Here is a 20,475-nt window from a genome sequence, read left to right as displayed (position 1 = left end):
GCAAAAAATAAATACAATTTGAACCACAGATTTAAAATCCCCAATTGTATCAAAAGCTCTCACTCCTTATCTTAGCGAAACTTTAACAAAGCTTTCGAATCAATACTTTTGTTAGCACACCATAGCTTTGAAACATCAACTACGAAGAAAAGGGAAACAACGTAGATTGATGACTATTTTCAGATCAACATATTTTTCAGAAATCCGACGCGGTATCCGTTGTCGGATTTTTTTTGATCAGAATTTATCTCACATTTGCGAGAACATCAGTGAGCAGTGCGAACATGTACGAAGCAATCTCAGGATTTTTGGAGCCTACTGTAGAGATTGCTTCGGATTAAGCTATCGCTATAATCCTCACAAATGGACTTTTCATCTCACTTCAACAAAAAAAACACTCTTTTAGCATGTCACTTCAACCTAGAAAAAAAGCTATCCTTGCTCTAAGTGATGGAACGGTAGCGCACGGCTGGGCGATTGGCCACGACGGGATTACCGGAGGGGAACTCTGTTTCAATACAAGTATGACGGGTTATCAGGAAATCTTCACAGATCCAAGCTACTATGGTCAGTTAATGATGATGACCTATCCCCATATTGGAAATTATGGTACTATGGCTCGTGATGATGAGCATCGAAAGGTAATGGTAGCGGGCGTTATTGTAAGAGCTTTCTCGTGGGAATTCAGCAATCCGATGGCCGATCGTAGCTTACACGAGTACCTGGATGACAATGAAATTGTAGGGATTTCAGGAGTAGACACCCGGGCATTGGTTCGTCACATCAGAGAAAAGGGAGTGATGAATGCAGTGATTTCCTCTACAGAACTGGATGAGGAAAAGCTTATCCAAATGGCCAAAGACTGGGATGATATGGAAGGTCTGGAGTTAGCTTCGAGGGTTACTCGTACCGAAGCACAAACCTACCAAGCTCAAGGAGACGCAGAGTTCAGAGTTGCTGCGTTTGACTATGGTATTAAGCAGAACATCATTAACAGCCTGGTAGCCAGAGGTTGTACACTCAGAGTTTTTCCGGCGCAGGCAACACTGGAAGAAGTTCAAGCCTGGGACGCAGATGGCTTCTTTTTCTCAAATGGACCAGGAGATCCAAATCCAACCGGTGAATATGCGCTCGATATTGTTAACTATGCGAAATCAACAGGAAAGCCATTATTCGGAATTTGTTTAGGGCATCAGTTGATGGCTATGAGCGAAGGGATTGAAGTTGGAAAGATGTTTGTGGGTCACCGTGGAGCAAACCACCCGGTTAAAAATCTGGAAAGTGGATTAGTAGAGATTTCTACTCAAAACCACGGCTTTGCAGTGGTTGAAGAAAGTGTAAAAGAGGAAATTGCTTCTATCACCCACATAAATCTAAATGACAATACTGTGGAAGGACTCAGATTTAAAAACTTCCCAGGCTTTTCGGTACAATACCACCCTGAAGCTTCTCCAGGACCACATGATTCAGCCTACCTCTTTGATCAATTCATTGATCTGATGAAAGAACAAAAAACTGTAACAGCATAAAACCCACCCCTAAATCCCCTCCCAAGAGGAGACTTTTAAGAACCAAATCATAAAATAGAGCTCAATGCCAAGACGCGACGATATACACAAAATTCTCATTATCGGATCAGGACCCATTGTAATTGGTCAGGCCTGCGAATTTGACTATTCAGGTTCACAAGCATGTAGATCACTCCAGGAAGAGGGTTATGAAATAGTTTTGATCAACTCGAATCCTGCGACCATCATGACGGATCCAATCATGGCAGATGCTATTTATATGCTGCCCATGACAACGGATTCTATCAGAGAGATTGTAGAGAAAGAAAAACCAGATGCAGTGTTGCCAACGATGGGTGGTCAAACAGGATTAAACCTTTGTCGAGATCTTGAAAAACAAGGTTTCTGGGACGAAAAAGGCATTAAGATCATCGGGGTTGATATTGACGCGGTAGAACTGACGGAAGACCGCCAGCTATTCCGTGATAAAATGGAAGAAATTGGAATCCTGCAATGCCGTAGCCGTCAGGCAGAGTCACTTCTCGATGCCAAAGAGATTAAAGAAGAGCTAGGGGGGCTTCCAATAGTAATTCGACCTTCGTTCACCATGGGTGGAGCTGGAGGTGGAATCGTTTGGCATGAAGATGAATTCGATCAAAAAGTACTACGCGGTTTGGAGATGAGCCCTGTCCATTCTGTGCTTATCGAAGAATGTATTTTTGGCTGGAAAGAATACGAGCTGGAACTTCTTCGCGATGCTAACGACAACGTGGTTATTATTTGTTCCATCGAAAATATGGATCCGATGGGAGTACACACTGGAGATTCGGTGACCGTAGCTCCTACCCAAACACTTACTGACAAACAACTCCAGGTGCTAAGGGATGCTGCTATCAAAATGATGCGTTCGATAGGTACCTTTGCAGGTGGATGTAACGTGCAGTTTGCGATGGAACCAGGAACGGATCGTTTTGTGGCTATCGAAATCAACCCAAGGGTAAGTCGTTCATCGGCATTAGCTTCAAAAGCAACGGGATACCCGATTGCGAAAGTAGCGACCAAGCTTGCTGTTGGATACACATTAGACGAACTGAAAAACCAGATTACCGGAACAACTTCGGCTTGTTTTGAGCCTTCTATTGATTACGTGGTTTGTAAAGTACCACGCTTCAACTTCGATAAATTCCCAGGTGTAGATGAGGAGCTTTCTACCCAAATGAAGGCAGTTGGTGAAGTAATGAGTATTGGAAGGAACTTCCCGGAAGCACTCAATAAAGCATGGCAAAGTATGGAGGTAGGTCGTGATGGTCTGGGAGCTGATGGCTACGAAGAAATTAATAGAAAAGAAGTACGTGAGCGCTTAATGAAGCCTTATTGGGACCGTTCAATGCAGATTAGGAACGCCTTCAAATTGGGCACTTCTGTGGAGGAGATAGCAGACATAACCAAAGTAGATCCATGGTTCCTTCAACAAATCCGGTACATGGTTTCCCTTGAAAACAGAACGGAAGGCCAGACTCTTGAGGAGATCACTAAAGACGAATTTTATGAATTGAAGCAGGCTGGATTCTCAGATGCTCAGATTGCATGGTTATTAAGTCAAAGTGGAGCCGATATTTCCGAAAATCAGGTTCGAGAAAAAAGATTGAGTCTGGGTCTGAAACCAGTCTTCAAGCTCGTAGATACTTGTGCTGCAGAATTCCCTGCGCAAACGCCTTACTACTATTCTTCTTATGAAGGAGAAAATGAAAGCGAGGTAACAGATCGGAAGAAAGTGATCATTTTGGGTAGCGGCCCTAATCGGATTGGACAGGGAATCGAGTTCGACTACTCCTGTGTGCATGCGGTACTGGCGACCAAGGAAATGGGCTATGAAGCCATCATGATTAATTGTAATCCCGAAACGGTTTCTACAGATTTTGACATCGCGGATAAGCTGTATTTCGAGCCCGTGTATTGGGAGCGAGTGCTGGATATTTATGAGCACGAAAAAGCGGAAGGTGTCATTATCCAGGTAGGTGGGCAAACCGCACTTAAACTCGGAAAAAGATTTGTTGAAGCTGGAATCAAGATTTTTGGCACCGACTTCGAGCGGATCGATTTCGCTGAAGATCGTGGTGAGTTCTCTGATCTGCTAACCCGACTTGAAATCCCTTTCCCTGAATATGGTACAGCTATGAATGTAGAAGATGCATTGACTATAGCAGACCGAATTGGATATCCGGTACTGATTCGTCCAAGTTATGTATTGGGTGGACAAGGAATGAGAATCGCGGTAAAAGCCGAAGAGTTAGAACGATATGTAGCTCGAATTCTAAAAACGCACCCCGAAAACGCCTTCTTAATCGACAAGTACCTGGAACATGCCATCGAGGTGGATGTGGATTCAGTGTATGATGGAGATCAACTCCATATATCAGGGATGATGCAGCACATTGAGCCTGCCGGGGTACATTCCGGGGATTCTACTGCTGTTATTCCTCCTTATTCATTAAGTCAGGAAGTACAGGATACTATCAGGGAATACCAGGAGCGTATTGCTAAAGCAATGGAGATTCAAGGCTTCCTTAATGTTCAATATGCAGTAAAGGATGAAAGGGTGTATGTGCTGGAAGCAAATCCTCGGACTACCCGAACGATTCCATTCCTGGCTAAAGCCAATCAGGTTCCAGAAGCGGCGATTGGCGTAAAAGTGATGCTGGGTGCAAAGCTGACGGAATTCGATTTGGAATCAAAGTTGACAAACTGGGCGATTAAAGAGCCAGTGTTTCCATTCGATAAATTCCCCGGGGTGAAAAAAGAGCTTGGCCCGGAGATGAAGTCTACTGGTGAGAGTATTTATTTCGCCGATAGCTTCGAAGATGAGCACTTCAAAAAACCGTACGAGTTTAAGAGCCTGTATTTAAGTAAGTAGAAGATCAGGTTATTGATCACTGATGTGTAGATTGTTTTGATTTTCGCTGATTTTTCCTTGAGGTCAAAATTAATTTGTAAGGATTTCGATTGGGTTTAGTCTAACAAAGCAAGTGAAAGGTTCTACGAGCGATCAGCGCAAATCAATTAAGACTTTTCATTAGCGATCAAAAGTAAACTCAATCAACAAAATCAGTGATGATGAGCACGTTAAGAAACCGTTCGAGTTTAAGAGCGTGTATTTGAGTGAGTAGAAGATCGGGTTATTGATCACTGATGTGTAGATTGTTTTGATTTTCGCTGATTTTTCCTTGAGGTCAAAATTAATTTGTAAGGATTTCGATTGGGTTTAGTCTAACAAAGCAAGTGAAAGGTTTTACGAGCGATCAGCGCAAATCAATTAAGACTTTTCATTAGCGATCAAAAAGTAAACTCAATCAACAAAATCAGTGATCAAAGAAGAATATAGATTTAGTAAAGAAACAGGGATTATCATTGGTTGTGCGATGCGTGTTCATTCAGCACTAGGTAATGGGTTTCCAGAAGTTATTTATCAAAGGGCGCTGGCTGATGAAATGAATAAGTATGACCTCTCCTTTGGACGGGAAGTGGATTTTCCAGTTTATTATGATGGAAACCAAGTAGGTTCGAGACGTGCAGATTTTGTAGTTTTGGATAAAATTTTAATTGAGCTTAAGGCAATTAAAGAACTCGAGCAGAGGCATTTTTCACAAATCTTAAATTATCTAAAGGCATATAAACTGGAAGTAGGTTTATTGATCAATTTTGGGGAATCTAAATTAACATGGAAAAGAGTGATTAACTCTAAATTGCCAGCACAAATCAATTAAATCATTTCATCATCGATCAAAAAGTAAAAAATTAAGTGACACCAATTATTCATCAGGCAAAGAGTATTCTCAAAACTACGTTTGGGTACGACGAGTTTAGGCTGCAACAAGAGGCAGCCATCACACAGGTTCTAAATAAAAAAGATGCGCTGGTTATAATGCCCACTGGTGGTGGGAAATCGCTATGCTATCAGATTCCAGCTATGATTTTTGAAGGGATGACCATTGTGGTGTCTCCTCTTATTTCATTAATGAAAGACCAGGTAGAACAGCTTAGGGAATATGATATCCCTGCAGTTTACCTAAACAGTTCGTTACGGCCTGAAGAGTATGAGTATAATGTGAAACGAGTGCTAAGTGGAGGTATCAAATTGCTCTATTTAGCTCCGGAGACATTGATGATGGATAAAACCAGAGAGATGCTCAATGGCTTGAGAATTGATTGTTTTACAATTGATGAAGCGCACTGTATTTCTGAATGGGGTCATGATTTTCGTCCTGAATACCGACAATTGGCTCGGATTCGAAAGGATTTTCCTGAAGCTGTTTGTATAGCCCTTACCGCAACTGCTACTCCAAGAGTACAGGAAGATATCAAAAGGAGCTTGAACCTGACCGATTCAGAAGCCTTTATTTCCAGCTTTGATAGGCAAAATCTGTTTCTGAAAATTGCTGATAAAAAGGACCCGGAGAATCAGCTTCTCGATTTCTTATACACTCGAAAAAACCAATCGGGGATTATTTATTGTTTTTCCAGAAGGCAGGTTGATGATTTAACCTATTTGCTTGAACAAGAAGGATATGACGTTAAGCCCTATCATGCTGGTTTAAGTGCTAGAGATCGTTCGATCAATCAACGAGCTTTTATCAGGGATGATGCCCGTATTATAGTAGCCACAATTGCTTTTGGGATGGGGATCAATAAACCGAATGTTCGCTATGTGGTTCATTTCGATATGCCTCAGAATATTGAATCCTACTATCAACAGATTGGTCGTGCAGGAAGGGATGGTTTACGTTCAGACTGTATTCTTCTTTTTGGATATGCAGATACCCAGAAGATCAAATACTTCATCAACCAAAAGCAGGGAAACGAAAAAGAAGTAGCAGAAGGACATCTCAATGACCTGATTAAATTTCTAGAAGCCACTACCTGCCGTCGTCAGCCCTTACTTAGTTACTTCGGAGAAGAGTATGTGAAGGAAGAATGTGGAATGTGTGATAACTGCCTTTCCGTTGACGATGATGTGGAAGACATGACCATTCAGGCTCAAAAATTCATGTCCTGTATGATCCGAAGTGGAGAGCAATTTGGAGCAGGACATGTTATTGATGTGTTGAGAGGATCTAAAGCGCAAAAGGTATTGGAGCATGAGCATGATCAACTTCCTACTTATGGAATTGGGAATGAATGGTCGAAAGATCAGTGGACGCAGTTATCACGAATGCTCATCAGGCAGAATTATATTTCCAAAGGAGAGTACGGAAGTTTACAGGTTGAGGAGCGGGGCCATTCCGTGTTAAGAGGGGATGAAAATGTATTCGGAATTCTAGATCGAACCAGTACAGCCATTGATGGGGAAACCGTAATTCGTACTTCCAGTGATGTAGAAAACAATTACAATGAAGAGTTGTTTGAGCTACTTCGCATCAAGCGAAAAGAGCTAGCCGACGCTGATGATGTACCTCCATATGCCATTTTCCCGGACACCACCCTCATTGAAATGTCCTACTACTACCCTCAGAACAAAGATGCTCTTGAAGCTCTGTACGGAGTAGGATCAGTTAAAAAAGAGAAGTTTGGGGATGCCTTTATTGGGGTAATTAAGACCTTTACCGCTGAACATGATATCATGGAAAGGCAAAAGACCTTACTCAAAAAAGTGAGGAAAACGGTTAGTACTCAAAAGCATGAACAGGTTGGAGAAGCCTTTAACGAAGGACAATCCATAAAGCTATTAGCCGAAGAACACGGAGTAAAAGAGGTTACCATTCTTACCCATTTGAAAAAGTATCTGGATGAAGACAATATCTTACGCTTAGATGGTTTGCTGGAGGCTTGTAATTTATCCGACCGACAAAGAGATCAAATTATTAAAGCGATGGATAAGAAAGGACCGTTAATGCTTCGTCCGGTTTATGAGGAACTAAATAAGCAGATTGGCTATGATCAGCTAAGGATAATGCAGTTGTATTATTTAGCTAATGCTTCAAAATGAGGTGCCAATCTGGATTCCAAAAGAATGGGTTCTTTCATCCTCTATTTTATGCCCTTCAACTTCATTTAGTATAAAATCTTTACCGATACTAAAATAAGGTCGTACGAAAAACTGATCTGTCATTTGGATGGTATATCCCAATCCGATAGTAGGGTTCAAGGATCGGGCAGTTCTATTATTTGAAAAGCCTAAATCCACATAGTTAACATCAAAAAAAGTAGAGAAATACTCCGGAATCAGCGTTTTCGTATTTCTTATAGAATAATTCAGTCGGGCATCTAAAACCAGGTTCTTGATAATAAAACCGGATCTAAACACTCCGACACCTAATCCATATCCACTAGTTCTCTCCGGTGTTCTTATTTCCATATAGCCACGACTTCTACGGTAAGGACTACTATCCGGTCCGTACCAACGATCATTATTGAAATAATAGCTCCCATTTGCCGATACACTCCACTTTTGTGAGAGCTCAAATTCGAACTGAATGCCAGGGATGTATTCTGAATTATGAAGGGTGGAGCTAAAGCCAATACGATGTTGTGCTAAAGTAGAATTAGCAATGAAAAGACAAAGTGGAAGGAGTAACAGATATTTTCTCATGACTTAAGCGTTAGTTACCAGACATGTATAAGAAAATGATCCTATTGTTTATATCCAAGTTTGAAGCCTAACAACAATATCGCTCCCTCTCCCACGGCCTCTCCTTTTGTTTCCATATTTATCTCATATCCGAAAGACAGAGTAGGCATAATCAGGAGATTTTCCCTTGGTGAAAGACCGTAGCCCAACCCAATAGTAGGTTGTATTACTGTTACCTCAGTAGTTCCGGGGTTTTGAATAATCTCTCCTCTGCCACAGCTACTTGAACTTGATGGGCATGGTTCTTCATTTATCCAATCAATGTCCATGAACCATATATCAGAACGTAGAATGAGAGACAAGTTCTCATTAATAAATCCCTTTTTTTCAATTTTGAAAGAAAACCCTGGGCCACCCCCTTCTTCATTATCATGCTCGCCCCAATCTCTTCGGTTTGTGAAATTATATCCTACTCCTGTAGTAAGTGTTAGATTGGATGATAAGTCTACATCCAGGTAGGCATCAGTTATAATTCCCGCAGGATAGGCTTGTACATTTAAGCCCGTTCCAACTTGAGCCTGACTAAGAGCGGGTAGGAACAGCAGAACAAAGAGTAAAAAAAGCTTTTTCATAGTTAGTGTGAATTCGAATATAAAATATCTATAAAAGCCCTTATTCGGGTCATTTTCCGTCCAGAATTTTTTAAAAGTCATCCTGAGGACACTTCCGAAGGATCTTATCGGGTATCCATTCAGATCCTTCACCTCGCCTGTTCTTCGTATCCCGCGTGCCTTCCGAAGTCACGTACGGAGGACAGGCTTTAGGACTAGCTATCGCTACGTCCTTCACAAAGGCGATTTTTTTTCTTTGTGAGACCTGTCCAAGCTCGAGTTCGGGAAATCAATAGTTTGTTATAGGCAACAGTACTCTAAACTCCGCTCCTTCTTCACTGCCATTTCTTGCTGCAATAGTTCCACCATGTTCTTGAATGATTTCCTTAGAGATAGCTAAGCCCAGCCCCAGCCCAAAATTCGCTCCCTGATTCTTTGTAGTAAAGTTGGGTTCAAAGATTTTGTTTAATGCCTGCTCTGGTATTCCCGGGCCTGAATCTGAAATAATGACTTCGATTTTTTTGTCGTCAACTTGTTGTGCCAAAATACTCAATCGTTCACCATGCTCAAGTACATCGCAGGCATTTACTATGATATTTGTCCAAACCTGATTTAAAGCACCCGGCTTAGCATACACTTTAGGAATGGGCTTTAACTCTAGTTGAAGCTCCAGGAACTTTAACCTGTTAGTGAGTAACAGTATGGTATCATTGATGCCTTCTCTCACATCGGTATACTCAAACTCATTCCCCTCCTGGCGACTATAGCTTTTCAGGCTTTTAACCAGATTAGCTATCCGTTTGCTCGCCACTTCAATATTGTGAATGAATTTTCCTGCTTCAAACTGCTGGATCAATTCCCCAATCTTGGAATTATCCTTTGTAGATTCGATAACATTTAACGCCTCTTCAGGCATTTGAGATAACTTTCTCTGAGTAGCACGGTCAGTGATTTGAGGGAATCGTTGTACGATCTCTTTCAAACGGTCTCTTACTTCGGGGCTGCTCATTGGGTTATGATTTAGCCCCAGTAGAAATAGTTGAGCACTAGTATCATCTTTTGATTGATCGCTGAAGGTTTTAATCAGGTATTCAGAGGAGCGAAGTAGTGCAGACGCAGGATTGTTTACTTCATGAGCAAAACCGGCTACCAACTCTCCAAGTGTTGCCATCTTCTCCTGATGAATCAGTTTTTGATAAGCTATTTTAAGTTGCTCACCTTCTTCACCAAGTTTTTTATTCAGTGCCCGTAATTCCGATTCAAGAACGAGGTTTTTTGTGAACCGATCTGCAAGGTTGCCTAGCATTAGTTGCTGCAAAGGATGAGCAAGTCGGGGATTATCACTCATGTATTGCTCAAACTCGGCCTGATTGATTTTAAGCGCCTTACATGTAGAGTTACTACTACCCGTGGTAAGAGAGTGCTTACCTGTAGTAAAAGCCATAATTCCAATAAAATGGCCGGGTTCCAGAGTGATTAGATCATTAGATATACCGGAATCATTTTTCCTTTTTAGGGTTACCGTTCCTTCCAGCAATAAATAGAGGAATTCAAGTTTATCTCCCTGTTTGAAAAGAATATCTCCTCGTTCAAAAGTCACCACCTGATCATTCAGCCTGTCTGAATCAGTGATAGCCCGTTTTATGAACTTCAGTATGACTTCCCTGTTATTTAAAAACCCTTTTTGCATACACTAATGATCGGTGGGTTGATTACCTCTAAGATGCTCAGACAAACGCTCAGTGTCTAAAAGAGACATGTATTTAAGAGGATTATAACCTTGCTGGATCACGAAGTCAGTAAGTTGTTTTACCACTGTTTCACTAAGGCCCTTTTTCGTCCAGGGTTTGGCAATGTAATGATTAAGACTGGCCTTGTTAATTGCCTGGATGGTGTCCTCAAGTCCTGCCTGCCCGGTAACCAGAACCTTTTTTGATTTGCGGTAGACATCATGAGCCTGGAGTTCAATGAGTAAATCAACCCCATTTTCGCCGGGAAGTATGTGATCACATAAAATCAGGCCAATAACATTTCCTGAATCATAAATTTCAGATATAACCTCACGGGCTTCTCTGGTAGTATTAGCCGTTTCAAGAGGAAATACTTCTTCAAACTCTTCAAGATCCAGTACTAAAGCATCCAGTACTTCCAATTCGTCTTCAATAACAAGTATGTAGATTTGTTGACTCATGATTTCCTCTCAATTTATAATTAATGGCCAGTAGAACAAGGCATAAAGTAAAACCAGAAGTACTCCAAAGATGCCGATGCTAATTCCGGTTTTAGTCATGCTTTTCGTTTCGATAATTCCGGTACTCATTGCAATAGCATTAGGCGGAGTAGATATAGGGAGCATCATTGCCATACTGCAACTTACTCCGATTACTAAACTCACGATGATCAGGTTAAATCTTTCTCCAGCCAACCCGGAAGTAGCCAGGCTGATCGCGAGCGGTATAAGTAAAGTCGCTGTTACTGTATTGGATAAGAAGTTGGACATCAATACGGCAACAATGCTAAAAACCAATAACAGTACTATGCTTCCTAGTGAACCCCATTGTACCATTCCTACAATCCATTCTGCCAGCCCGGTGGATTTCATTGAAATACCCAGCGAAATACCTCCAGCAACAAGCCATAAAACTTCCCAGGGTAGCTTCCTTATATCTTCTTTACTTATAACCCCTGTTAGTGATAGAAATACTATGGGTACAAGGGCTACAATTGCACTTTTAACTCCATGAAAGCTCTCTGTAATCCAGAAAATGACGGTTAAACCAAATGCCACATATAGCATAATGGCTTTTTTTGAAGTATTGAAAGTACCTGTCATATCAATCTGAATAGAAGAGGCCTCCGGTTTAAACATTTTCAGGAGTAGAACCCAGGTAAAGATGAGTGCAACTACTACCAGGGGAGACGCTAAAATCATCCACTCTCCGAAAGGGATGCTAATTCCTTGTTGGGATAGAGCTCCGATGACAACAGCATTAGGAGGGGTGCCGATTGGGGTTGCAATACCTCCGATATTAGCAGCAAAGGGGATGCTAAGTGCAAGGCCGATTCGGAGGGGATCCGTTTTTCCTACACGAGCGATAATAGGAATGATCACAGTCATCATCATTGCGGTTGTTGCGGTATTGCTCATAAAGGCAGAGAGTAGTGCGGTAATTACCATCAGACCTAACAGAATTGAACCGGGTTTTTGTCCAAATGGACCCAGCAAAATGCGGGTTAGGTTTCGGTCTAAATCATATTTAACAGCAGCGTCAGCAAGAACAAAACCACCCAGAAATAAGATGATGATCGGGCTTCCAAGAGTTCCAATGAAAGAAGTATAGCTATCAGGTATGTAGTGTATATCGGCTTCCTGGAAAATAAATCCCTCTTTACTTAGTAATAGTACCTGTAATAGGATTACAAAAACAGAGGTTGCATAAATAGGAACTGGTTCAAACAACCAGAAGACAGCCGCCAGAAAAAAAATACCAAGTGCTACGTGCCCCGCAAAAGAAAGTCCCTCAATCTGAATAAAGAAAGAAAGGATCAACCCCAAAAATCCAATAAGAATACCAAAAGCTTCTTTTTTTGGTAATTTCATATAAAAGTTTTCTTCAATAATAAGTGATGAATAAGAAGTTTATATAAATTCCTTCCATTCAAAAAAGATTATCCAGTGTTATTAACTCCCGAAATTTTATCGAAATTTTCCTCCATTGAGCTCAGGGCAAAAAGAATTGTGGAGGGCTTTATTTCCGGGTTGCACAGGAGTCCCTATCATGGCTTTAGTGTCGAGTTTGCAGAACATCGACCTTATAATCCAGGAGATGATTTCAAGCATATTGACTGGAAGGCGTATGCAAAAAAAGAACGCTTTTATGTGAAGCAATACGAGGAGGAAACCAACCTGCGATGCCATGTCGTACTCGATACTAGTACTTCAATGCATTTCAAACATTTCAGTGAATGGACGAAATTGAGATATGGGATTCATTTCGCTGCTTCATTAATGTACTTGATGCATAGACAGCGGGATGCATGCGGGCTTATTCCCTTCAATTCAAAAGTGGAAAGTTTTATTCCTGCTAAAAGCACCTATGCTCATCTACGACAGATTTATGTGGAATTGGAGAAACAACTTTTACTGGAAGAAAGAAGCGATGAAGAAAGAAAAACTACAGCTTCTGCAGCTGCTCTACATGAAATAGCCGAGCGATTGAATCAAAGAAGCCTTGTCGTCATCATTACCGATCTGTTTGAGAATATTTCCGGACACGAAGCATTAATTTCGGCACTAAAACACTTGCGCCATCGAAAGCACGAAGTGTTACTGTTCAATGTGATGGAAAGCAGAAGTGAACGTGAGCTAGGTTTTACGGATGGTCGCTTCGTATTTGAGGATCTGGAAACGGGATCAGAAATTGAAGTTTTACCTACTCAGGTCAGAAAAGACTACATAGAAAAAGTATCTGAGTATACTCATGCATTTATGCTGGCCTGTAGTGAGTTTGAAATCGATTTTGAGGAAATTGATACCGAGGGACAATTCGATAATGCGTTAATGACCTACCTGAACAAGAGAAGGAGATTGGGTTAAACTATCTTGGCATACATTTAATGTATCAGTTTTAATTACCCACCCCCCTCCCAAGAGGGGAACCCTTTGATTTCTGAAATAATCCTTAACAACGAGCGTCCCCTCCACTGGAGGGGAATGAGGGGTGGGTTAGGTCTTGATCGGTAAAGAGCTCTGCTCAGGTAACTTTACTATTCTTGAGTACAATATTTAGTAGTCTTGGAGAAACGCGTTTGAGTATTAAGGCAAGCATCTCTAAAGGGCCGGAAATATAAATCTCTTCTTTCCTCTTTTTAATTCGTCTCCAGATTCTTGTGACCATTTCATCAGCATCCATGGCTTTATCATGGAGATTCCCCATTTCTCCAAAAGAACTCCCATCGGCAGTAAGTGAATTAATGGTAATATTCGTTTTAATCGGGCCTGGGCAAACCATGGTTACCGCTACATTATATTCGTACATCTCTTGACGGATGCTATCAAACATACCATGAAGCGCATGTTTACTGGCCGCATATCCTGACCTGAACTTAGTGCCGAATTTACCTGCAAGGCTACTTATTACAATAATTTGCCCGCTCTTGCGCTCCATCATAGATGGAAGTATTGCTCTTGTTAGTTCGGTAGACCCAAAGAAATTCACTTCCATTAACCGGCGGATGGTACTCATGTCCGATTCTGCAAAAATGGATCGTTGACTGATTCCCCCATTATTCAGCAATACATCTATTCCACCAAATAAGCTGAGGGCTTCTTCGGCTTTGCCCGGTAATGAGGTGGAATCTGAGAGGTCTAAAGGAAGAATTTTGCAGTTACTTTCATCAGCACCTAAAGAATCCCGAACCTCAATAAGAGCTTCTTCTCTTCGCGAAGAGAGGATCAATTTTGCACCCTCTTTAAAAAATGCTTTGGCAAATGCTTCCCCAATTCCCGATGATGCGCCTGTAATCCAGACAACTTTGTTTTTGTAGGTCATAATGCGAACTTTGTGTCCAACTTAAGCAATTCCAAATTTTCATAGAAACCATGAATTATAAGCATAGCTTACTGTTAGTAGAGGACGAGATTGAATCCGGAGAAATGCTCCAAAATTTTTTAGAACTAAACGATTATAATGTTTTTTGGGCGAAAGACGGGAAGGAAGCATTTAGCATTATTGAAAATCATGCTAACGAAATCGAGCTGGCTGTTCTCGATATCATGGTTCCCTATTACGATGGAAAAGAGATATGCAGTCATATTCGCAAGCATCCGGTGATAAATGATATTCCGGTTCTGTTTCTAACAGCCAGAGATGAGGAAAAAGATGAAATCGAAGGCCTCGAATTAGGTGCAGATGATTATATCAAAAAACCAGCAGGTCTGAAATTGATTAAGGCTCATATTGAAAGTCAGTTAAGGAGAAAAAGTCCGGAGAGAAGTAACTGGTTAAAGTATGATCATGTATATCTGGATACAGAAACGAATGAGATGTATATCAGTGAGGAAAAAATTGATCTTACACATACAGAATATATCATTGCAGAGTTGTTCTTTCAGCACCCAAAAAGGGTATATAGCCGACAAGAGATCCTTGAACATATCAGCGATGAAGAAAAATATATATTCGATCGCACGGTGGATGTACATATCAAGAACCTAAGGCTCAAAATGAAAGACGAAGGGAAACTCATTAAAACTTATAGAGGAGTTGGTTACGGGTTTAACCGTGAGTTTTTGACCTTATGAACATTCAAACTAAACTAGCGGCAGTTTATATCGTTCTCCTGTCTATAGGGGTAGTGGTGATTAGCTCCTATGCCATTCTCAGTATTCGCTCTTTTCTGCTGGAAGAAACCATACAGAAGTTTGAAAGCGATGCCAATACACTCGCTCAATCCCTTGAAAGCAAGCCAAGTATTAGCGAGGTAGTTGTACAGGTTAATTTTATGTCGGAGTTGACGGGTTATGAGATCGCATTATTCGACTCATTGGGAACCGTACTGGTTAGTGCTTCTAACAACGTATCCGGCTTTACAGACTCAAGAGAGTTTTTGACCGACTCTCTTAAAAGTATTCTTGATGAAACAGAAGACCAGGTAATCATTAATGAAGAAGAACTGGAGAACTTAATCTCCTTCCATAGTTTTGCAGAGAATGATTTTGAAGCCAGGTATTTAAGGATTAGCCAGAATAAAGACGACCTTTATGCCGCAGAAGCCAGTATCAGGCATTTGATTTACGGAGCAATGATTGGTTCGATCCTTGTTGTATTTTTTGTGAGTCTGCTTTTTGCAAGATATCTCGCAAAGCCCATTAAACAGCTCAACGACGCAGCGCTGGATATTGCAGCCGGGGATTTAGACAGAGAGTTACACCTTGAACGTGAGGACGAATTTGGTATGCTTGCTGATTCGCTCAACCAAATGGCTGGAACTCTTAAGGCAGACAATGAAAAACTGAAATTGCTAAATGAGAAGCAGAACCAATTCTTTGCGGATATTACCCACGAGGTTAGGAATCCATTGCATACGATTTCAGGGGCGCTCGAAATGTTACAAATGCCTTCGCTTGATGAACCTAAAAAGAATCAATATTTAGGAACCGCGCAAAAACAAGTTGAACGGGTAGTTCGCCTTTTCGAAGACATTAAATCATTACAGCGATACGATTATGATGAAAGCTATATCCAAAAATCGGTGTTTAATATAAACCAACTCATCAAAGAGGTATCTAAAACCTATTCATTGATAGCTAAAGAAAAGGGTATCGAATTATCTACAAAAATGGATACAGGTATTTCAGTACTGGCTGATCGGGATAAGATTGAACAAGTACTGGATAATTTGGTTTCAAACGCAGTGAAGTATACAAACGAAGGTGAGATCACAATCGAATTGGTCAAATTAAATAATGAGCTTGGCAAGATATCGGTTAAGGATACTGGAATAGGAATTGACCAAAAGCATCTGGATAGGTTATTCGACAGGTTTTACAGAACTGATAAAGCACGATCCAGAGATAAAGGAGGTACAGGCTTAGGATTGGCTGTCGTAAAAGGAATTCTTAATGCTCACCAAAAGGATATCTTTGTGGATAGCACATCAGGTGAAGGGTCTACCTTCTATTTCTATCTTGATGTAACAGAAGAGTAGTCGTTGTTGATATACTGATGGAATAAGGCGGCCAGGGTAGCGCCAGCTATTGGGCTAACGAGATAAAGCGGAATAAATTCATAAGAAGCTCCTCTGATTGCCAGGAAATCGATGGCCGAAAGACCTATAGATATAGCAGGATTTAGCACTGCTCCTGATATTGAATCACCAAGCATAATCAAGCCTGAAAGTACAAGACCTATCGCAAGTCCATAGGCTTTATTTGATGCCAGCACTTTGTCAGTAGCAACACTCAGGTAAGTAAGTGCTAATACAAATGTAAGAAGGAGCTCCATACCAGCTTGTTGGTACAAGTCGGTGGAAGCAGGGGGTTCAACATAGAAAACCTCATTCGAAAAAAAGAGGATAAGTCCACCTGCTGCAAAAACGCCCAAACATTGGCTCACAAAGTAACTGCTAAAAGTACCGAAGGAGATTCTTTTTTTGAGCAGATAAGCAAAAGAAATTGCTGGGTTAAAATGAGCGCCAGAGACATGCATACCGCCATAAATAAGCCCCGCTAGTAGTAGGCCTATGGCTAATGGATTAGTAGTAAGACCCATTGATAAGGCCAGAAAGAATGTACCGACTGCTTCAACTAAGTACTTGCGCATTCCTAACCCGCTAGTTCTATTTTTAAAATGTCCTCCAAAATTGGAGTGAAGCTACTCCCACCAAGCAGGAATTGCAACATATTTTTGTTTATTACCCCTGTGCGTAAAGGAGAAACTTTATAACTATTTGACTTCATTAAAGCTATTATTCTGCTATTTTCAAAGTTTTAAATTTATATGAAGAAACTTTTCGAAAAACTTAAGCTTCGATGGAATATTGAAAGCAACTGGCAAATCGTTGTAATCCTTGTTGTATTTTCCTGTACCGGTTTTAGTGCTGTTTTTGCAAAAAAGTTCGTTTTCGAAATGCTAGGAATTACAAGTGATATGCCATTCTGGTTTAGAGCGCTTGTTTGGCTGCTAACCATATTGCCTATTTATAATTTCCTGCTCATCATATATGGGACCATATTTGGTCAAAGAAGATTCTTCTGGTGGTTCCTCAAAAAATCATTCAGTCGCTTTATTCCTAAAAAACAGGAAAAAGTTACTTCATAGCTTCTAGTTTTTCTTTCTCTTTTTTAGGAAGCTTGGCAACAATGAGATTGTAGGATTCGGTAATAAGCTGCCGGATGAATTGATCATCCAGACTTCCAGTCACACTAACGGTATTCCAGTGCACTTTATTCATATGATACCCAGGTTTAATTTCCTCAAACTCTTCCCGAAGCATTACAGCTCGTTCGGGTTCGCATTTTAAGTTAATACCCTCAAATTCTTCAATATCTGTAAGGGCGAACATCTTTCCCATTACCTTAAACACCAATACTTTTTCATCAAATGGGAAACCCTCTGTAACTCCATCAAAGGAGAGGCAGAACTCTCTGTACTCTTCTATATTCATAAATTAACCTCTTCAAATGCATCCTTAAACAGTGATGAAAGTGCAACCGCTTCTTCAACAATAATAGGAATCATATTCTCTGAGACTAAACCCACCTGTCCTTTATTCCATGTTATCGCCATTGTTTTGAGGTCTCTGTTTAGCACTAACTTAACTGGTTGGTAGAAGTTTAACTCAATGGAGAAGGGAAGGGTTAGATTAGAAGCTCTCATAATATTTACATGAACATGCAAAATCGGAAATTCATCCGACTGCTTAAGTATCTTATCATCCAGGATTCTTACCGGTAAGTCTTCAAAACTTTCTACAATCTGTTGCCTTACCCATGTGACATCCAAAGAAGGATTAACCAATCCAATAGGCTTCTCAATATTCACTACCACGCCCATTTCCTTAATACCCGTTAGAGAGCTGCGTTCTCTTGCAATTTCATTTTGAGCATAACTTAATTGGACAGAAAAAAATAAAAGAAAGACAATGGCTGAGAAGCATTTCATAATACTGGCAGTTCGTTCTTAAATAATGCGAATTCGGGATAGAAACTTTAAATAAAGTACCTAATAGCTTTTTAGTCATTCCTGCGAAGGCAGGAATCTAGATTTTGCTTTTAAAAACAGAACCTTGGTTCTAATCTATTTTCAGATTCTGGCTTTCGCCGCGGAATGACCCTCTTTAGTATTTAGATCTCATTTGCTATCCCGAATTCATACTAAATAATAACGGGTAATCTTTGCTTTACTTCAACAGTACTAATCAATTAATCCACTGGCTACGATAAGCGGACAGTCAATTTTAGGGTGAGGAATAATGCTAACCGGGAAATCAAAAGCGGAACCAATAATCTCTTCGTTAAATACTTCTTTGGCGGTTCCTTCAGCCACTGTTTTTCCGTCTTTAAGAATGATGATATAATCGGAGTATTGTGCGGCCAGATTCAAATCATGAATAATGATAAAAACTCCCACATTGGAGGCACATAATTGCTTTAACACATGCATCATCTCATGCTGATGCGCCACATCCAGGCTGGCTAGAGGTTCGTCAAGCAATAAGTAAGAAGGAGAATTAGATTCAATAGCATCCCATATCTGGGCCAAAGACCGCGCAAATTGCACCCGTTGCTGCTCTCCTCCAGAAAGTGTGGTATAGGTCCTCTCCATAAGATGGGTCGCATCCACTTTTTGAAGGCACTCTTCGACAATTTCAAAGTCTTTGCCAGATAAAAAAGTGCCTCCATAGGGAGATCTTCCAAGCCCTACTACATCCTGGACAGAAAACGAAAATTGCAGGGAGGATTTCTGATGAACGACAGCACGTTTGCGGGCTAACTCTTGGATCGGGACTTTTTGAATGGGTGTTTCTTCGAGGTAGATAGTTCCTGATTGATGGGCGATATCTCCGGTAATAGCCTTTAAAGAAGTAGATTTTCCAGCTCCATTCTTTCCGATAACGGCAGTAAGAACACCAGGCTGAATTTTAACAGAAAATTCTTCTACCAGTTTCTTCTTACCAGATACTACAACATTAATATGTTCAGCAACAATCATAGATAGGAACTCAATGTACGATTACGCATTAGTAGCCATAAAAAGAAAGGAGCTCCAATTGCTGAGGTAACGATACCAATAGGTAACTCAGCTGGAATTACCACCATTCGTGCAAAAAGGTCTGAAGCAAGCATCAAAAGTGCTCCCAATAAAATGGAAGCAGGCATTAAGAAACGGTGGTCAGGCCCAATAATAAGACGAAGCAAATGGGGTACTACCAACCCTACAAATCCAATAATTCCACTTACAGCCACTGCAGAGCCTATACCCAAAGCAGAAAGGGTAATGACTACTTTCTTAATTCTTTCCGTTCGTATTCCAAGATGCCGGGCTTCACTTTCTCCCAACAACAAAATATTCATAGCTTTTGAAAGGAGCGGCAATCCAATAATCGCAATCATCATAAAAGGGACAGCTCGATACACGTTATTCCATACTGAACTTCCCAGACTTCCTAGTGTCCAAAAGGTTAAATCCCGGATTTGTAAATCATCAGCTGTAAAAATTAGGAATCCTATGCCAGCAGCAGCTAAGGCATTAATGGCTATTCCTGCGAGTAACATAGTAGCCACGTTCGTTTTCCCCGCCTTGGTAGAAATAAGATATACTAGCCAGGTGGCTGCCAGACCACCAAAAAAAGCAGCGATAGGAAGTAATGCTGAATATATAAATGCCGGTAGTATAGCTACTAAACCGCCACCTAGAATTATGACTGCAGCAGCAGCAAAGGCAGATCCACTGGAAACTCCAATAAGCGTTGGGTCGGCAAGAGGATTTCGAAAAAGGCCTTGTAAAGCAGCCCCTGAGATAGCTAGCGTAGCACCAACTGCAATGGCCATAATTACTCGTGGAACTCTAATGCCGAGAATAATAGCCGAATATTGGAGTTTTGATTCATCTGGGTCAAGGATACCCATCCCATCTAACAGAATTAAGACTACATCTTTTACTCCAATGGATACTGGTCCAATCCCGATAGATAGCAAGCTTACAAAGATGAGGGCAAGAAATAGTACAAAAAGAGTAGAAACCTGCTTTTTGTATGAATTAAACCAGTGATACGAAAAAGAACTCAA

Annotated in this window: 19 protein-coding genes; 8 read left to right on the top strand and 11 right to left on the bottom strand. The window is 40.8% G+C overall.

Going from position 1 to position 20,475, the window contains the following annotated elements:
• Positions 1–407 precede the first annotated feature (407 nt).
• The 4 genes from ED557_08800 to recQ all read left to right on the top strand — a co-directional run bounded on the left by ED557_08800 (position 408) and on the right by recQ (position 7,491).
• The gene (locus ED557_08800) at positions 408–1,529 is read left to right on the top strand and encodes a carbamoyl-phosphate synthase small subunit (protein RNC83859.1); all 1,122 of its coding nucleotides are present in this window, start codon (positions 408–410) and stop codon (positions 1,527–1,529) included.
• 64 nt (positions 1,530–1,593) lie between these two features.
• A complete protein-coding gene (locus tag ED557_08795) occupies positions 1,594–4,422 on the top strand; it encodes a carbamoyl-phosphate synthase large subunit (protein ID RNC83858.1) in 2,829 nt (942 codons plus the stop codon).
• Between the two features lie 448 nt (positions 4,423–4,870).
• The gene (locus ED557_08790) at positions 4,871–5,272 is read left to right on the top strand and encodes a GxxExxY protein (protein ID RNC83857.1); all 402 of its coding nucleotides are present in this window, start codon (positions 4,871–4,873) and stop codon (positions 5,270–5,272) included.
• 44 nt (positions 5,273–5,316) lie between these two features.
• Positions 5,317–7,491 carry a DNA helicase RecQ gene (recQ, locus tag ED557_08785; protein ID RNC84046.1) on the top strand — a complete coding sequence of 725 codons (2,175 nt, stop codon included), beginning with the start codon at positions 5,317–5,319 and terminating at the stop codon, positions 7,489–7,491.
• On the opposite strand, the gene ED557_08780 is transcribed toward recQ, so the two are convergent.
• From ED557_08780 to ED557_08760, 5 genes are all read right to left on the bottom strand, one after another.
• Positions 7,483–8,094 carry a hypothetical protein gene (locus ED557_08780; protein RNC83856.1) on the bottom strand — a complete coding sequence of 204 codons (612 nt, stop codon included), beginning with the start codon at positions 8,092–8,094 and terminating at the stop codon, positions 7,483–7,485. The genes recQ and ED557_08780 overlap by 9 nt on opposite strands.
• A 41-nt stretch (positions 8,095–8,135) precedes the next feature.
• Positions 8,136–8,786 carry a hypothetical protein gene (locus ED557_08775; protein ID RNC83855.1) on the bottom strand — a complete coding sequence of 217 codons (651 nt, stop codon included), beginning with the start codon at positions 8,784–8,786 and terminating at the stop codon, positions 8,136–8,138.
• 187 nt (positions 8,787–8,973) lie between these two features.
• Positions 8,974–10,374, bottom strand: a complete 1,401-nt coding sequence (locus ED557_08770) for a hypothetical protein (protein RNC83854.1) — start codon at positions 10,372–10,374, stop codon at positions 8,974–8,976.
• Positions 10,375–10,377: 3 nt separating this feature from the next.
• The gene (locus tag ED557_08765) at positions 10,378–10,875 is read right to left on the bottom strand and encodes a response regulator (GenBank protein ID RNC83853.1); all 498 of its coding nucleotides are present in this window, start codon (positions 10,873–10,875) and stop codon (positions 10,378–10,380) included.
• Between the two features lie 9 nt (positions 10,876–10,884).
• The gene (locus tag ED557_08760) at positions 10,885–12,240 is read right to left on the bottom strand and encodes a DASS family sodium-coupled anion symporter (protein RNC84045.1); all 1,356 of its coding nucleotides are present in this window, start codon (positions 12,238–12,240) and stop codon (positions 10,885–10,887) included.
• A gap of 120 nt (positions 12,241–12,360) precedes the next feature.
• On the opposite strand from ED557_08760, the gene ED557_08755 reads away from it, so the two are divergent.
• Positions 12,361–13,281: a DUF58 domain-containing protein gene (locus ED557_08755; GenBank protein ID RNC83852.1), complete on the top strand. Its 921-nt coding sequence runs from the start codon at positions 12,361–12,363 to the stop codon at positions 13,279–13,281.
• A 157-nt stretch (positions 13,282–13,438) separates the two neighbouring features.
• On the opposite strand, the gene ED557_08750 is transcribed toward ED557_08755, so the two are convergent.
• Positions 13,439–14,236: an SDR family oxidoreductase gene (locus tag ED557_08750; GenBank protein ID RNC83851.1), complete on the bottom strand. Its 798-nt coding sequence runs from the start codon at positions 14,234–14,236 to the stop codon at positions 13,439–13,441.
• Positions 14,237–14,286: 50 nt separating this feature from the next.
• Here ED557_08750 and ED557_08745 point away from each other — a divergent pair, with 50 nt between their 5' ends.
• Positions 14,287–14,988: a DNA-binding response regulator gene (locus ED557_08745; GenBank protein RNC83850.1), complete on the top strand. Its 702-nt coding sequence runs from the start codon at positions 14,287–14,289 to the stop codon at positions 14,986–14,988.
• Complete coding sequence (locus ED557_08740; GenBank protein ID RNC83849.1) at positions 14,985–16,394, top strand: sensor histidine kinase; 1,410 nt, start codon at positions 14,985–14,987, stop codon at positions 16,392–16,394. The genes ED557_08745 and ED557_08740 overlap by 4 nt, the downstream gene beginning before the upstream one ends.
• On the opposite strand, the gene ED557_08735 is transcribed toward ED557_08740, so the two are convergent.
• The gene (locus tag ED557_08735) at positions 16,370–17,008 is read right to left on the bottom strand and encodes a porin (protein RNC83848.1); all 639 of its coding nucleotides are present in this window, start codon (positions 17,006–17,008) and stop codon (positions 16,370–16,372) included. The genes ED557_08740 and ED557_08735 overlap by 25 nt on opposite strands.
• 177 nt (positions 17,009–17,185) lie before the next feature.
• On the opposite strand from ED557_08735, the gene ED557_08730 reads away from it, so the two are divergent.
• Entirely contained in the window at positions 17,186–17,506 is a 321-nt protein-coding gene (locus tag ED557_08730; protein RNC83847.1) for a prolipoprotein diacylglyceryl transferase, read from the top strand.
• Here ED557_08730 and ED557_08725 read toward each other — a convergent pair.
• The 4 genes from ED557_08725 to ED557_08710 form a co-directional block, all read right to left on the bottom strand.
• Complete coding sequence (locus ED557_08725) at positions 17,496–17,852, bottom strand: MmcQ/YjbR family DNA-binding protein (protein RNC83846.1); 357 nt, start codon at positions 17,850–17,852, stop codon at positions 17,496–17,498. The genes ED557_08730 and ED557_08725 overlap by 11 nt on opposite strands.
• Positions 17,849–18,349 (bottom strand): hypothetical protein, encoded by a 501-nt coding sequence (locus ED557_08720; GenBank protein RNC83845.1) that lies wholly within the window; start codon positions 18,347–18,349, stop codon positions 17,849–17,851. Before ED557_08720 ends, ED557_08725 begins: the two co-directional genes overlap by 4 nt.
• Positions 18,350–18,601: 252 nt before the next feature.
• On the bottom strand, positions 18,602–19,399 hold the full coding sequence (locus tag ED557_08715; protein RNC83844.1) for a heme ABC transporter ATP-binding protein: 798 nt from the start codon (positions 19,397–19,399) through the stop codon (positions 18,602–18,604).
• Positions 19,396–20,475, bottom strand: coding sequence for an iron ABC transporter permease (locus ED557_08710; protein RNC83843.1), 1,080 nt, complete (start codon positions 20,473–20,475; stop codon positions 19,396–19,398). The genes ED557_08715 and ED557_08710 overlap by 4 nt, the downstream gene beginning before the upstream one ends.

Source organism: Balneola sp. (assembly GCA_003712055.1).
GTDB lineage: Bacteria > Bacteroidota > Rhodothermia > Balneolales > Balneolaceae > RHLJ01.
The sequence above is the reverse complement of the archived record's forward strand: the minus strand, read 5'-3'. Positions and strand labels throughout refer to the sequence as shown.

Coding starts and splice junctions, on each gene's coding strand:
- ED557_08745 (RNC83850.1), top strand. CDS start 14,287: ATGAATTATAAGCATAGCTTACTGTTAGTAGAGGACGAGATTGAATCC.
- ED557_08715 (RNC83844.1), bottom strand. CDS start 19,399: ATGATTGTTGCTGAACATATTAATGTTGTAGTATCTGGTAAGAAGAAA.
- ED557_08765 (RNC83853.1), bottom strand. CDS start 10,875: ATGAGTCAACAAATCTACATACTTGTTATTGAAGACGAATTGGAAGTA.
- ED557_08725 (RNC83846.1), bottom strand. CDS start 17,852: ATGAATATAGAAGAGTACAGAGAGTTCTGCCTCTCCTTTGATGGAGTT.
- ED557_08775 (RNC83855.1), bottom strand. CDS start 8,786: ATGACTTTTAAAAAATTCTGGACGGAAAATGACCCGAATAAGGGCTTT.
- ED557_08795 (RNC83858.1), top strand. CDS start 1,594: ATGCCAAGACGCGACGATATACACAAAATTCTCATTATCGGATCAGGA.
- ED557_08800 (RNC83859.1), top strand. CDS start 408: ATGTCACTTCAACCTAGAAAAAAAGCTATCCTTGCTCTAAGTGATGGA.
- ED557_08720 (RNC83845.1), bottom strand. CDS start 18,349: ATGAAATGCTTCTCAGCCATTGTCTTTCTTTTATTTTTTTCTGTCCAA.
- ED557_08730 (RNC83847.1), top strand. CDS start 17,186: ATGAAGAAACTTTTCGAAAAACTTAAGCTTCGATGGAATATTGAAAGC.
- ED557_08735 (RNC83848.1), bottom strand. CDS start 17,008: ATGCGCAAGTACTTAGTTGAAGCAGTCGGTACATTCTTTCTGGCCTTA.
- ED557_08780 (RNC83856.1), bottom strand. CDS start 8,094: ATGAGAAAATATCTGTTACTCCTTCCACTTTGTCTTTTCATTGCTAAT.
- ED557_08740 (RNC83849.1), top strand. CDS start 14,985: ATGAACATTCAAACTAAACTAGCGGCAGTTTATATCGTTCTCCTGTCT.
- ED557_08770 (RNC83854.1), bottom strand. CDS start 10,374: ATGCAAAAAGGGTTTTTAAATAACAGGGAAGTCATACTGAAGTTCATA.
- ED557_08750 (RNC83851.1), bottom strand. CDS start 14,236: ATGACCTACAAAAACAAAGTTGTCTGGATTACAGGCGCATCATCGGGA.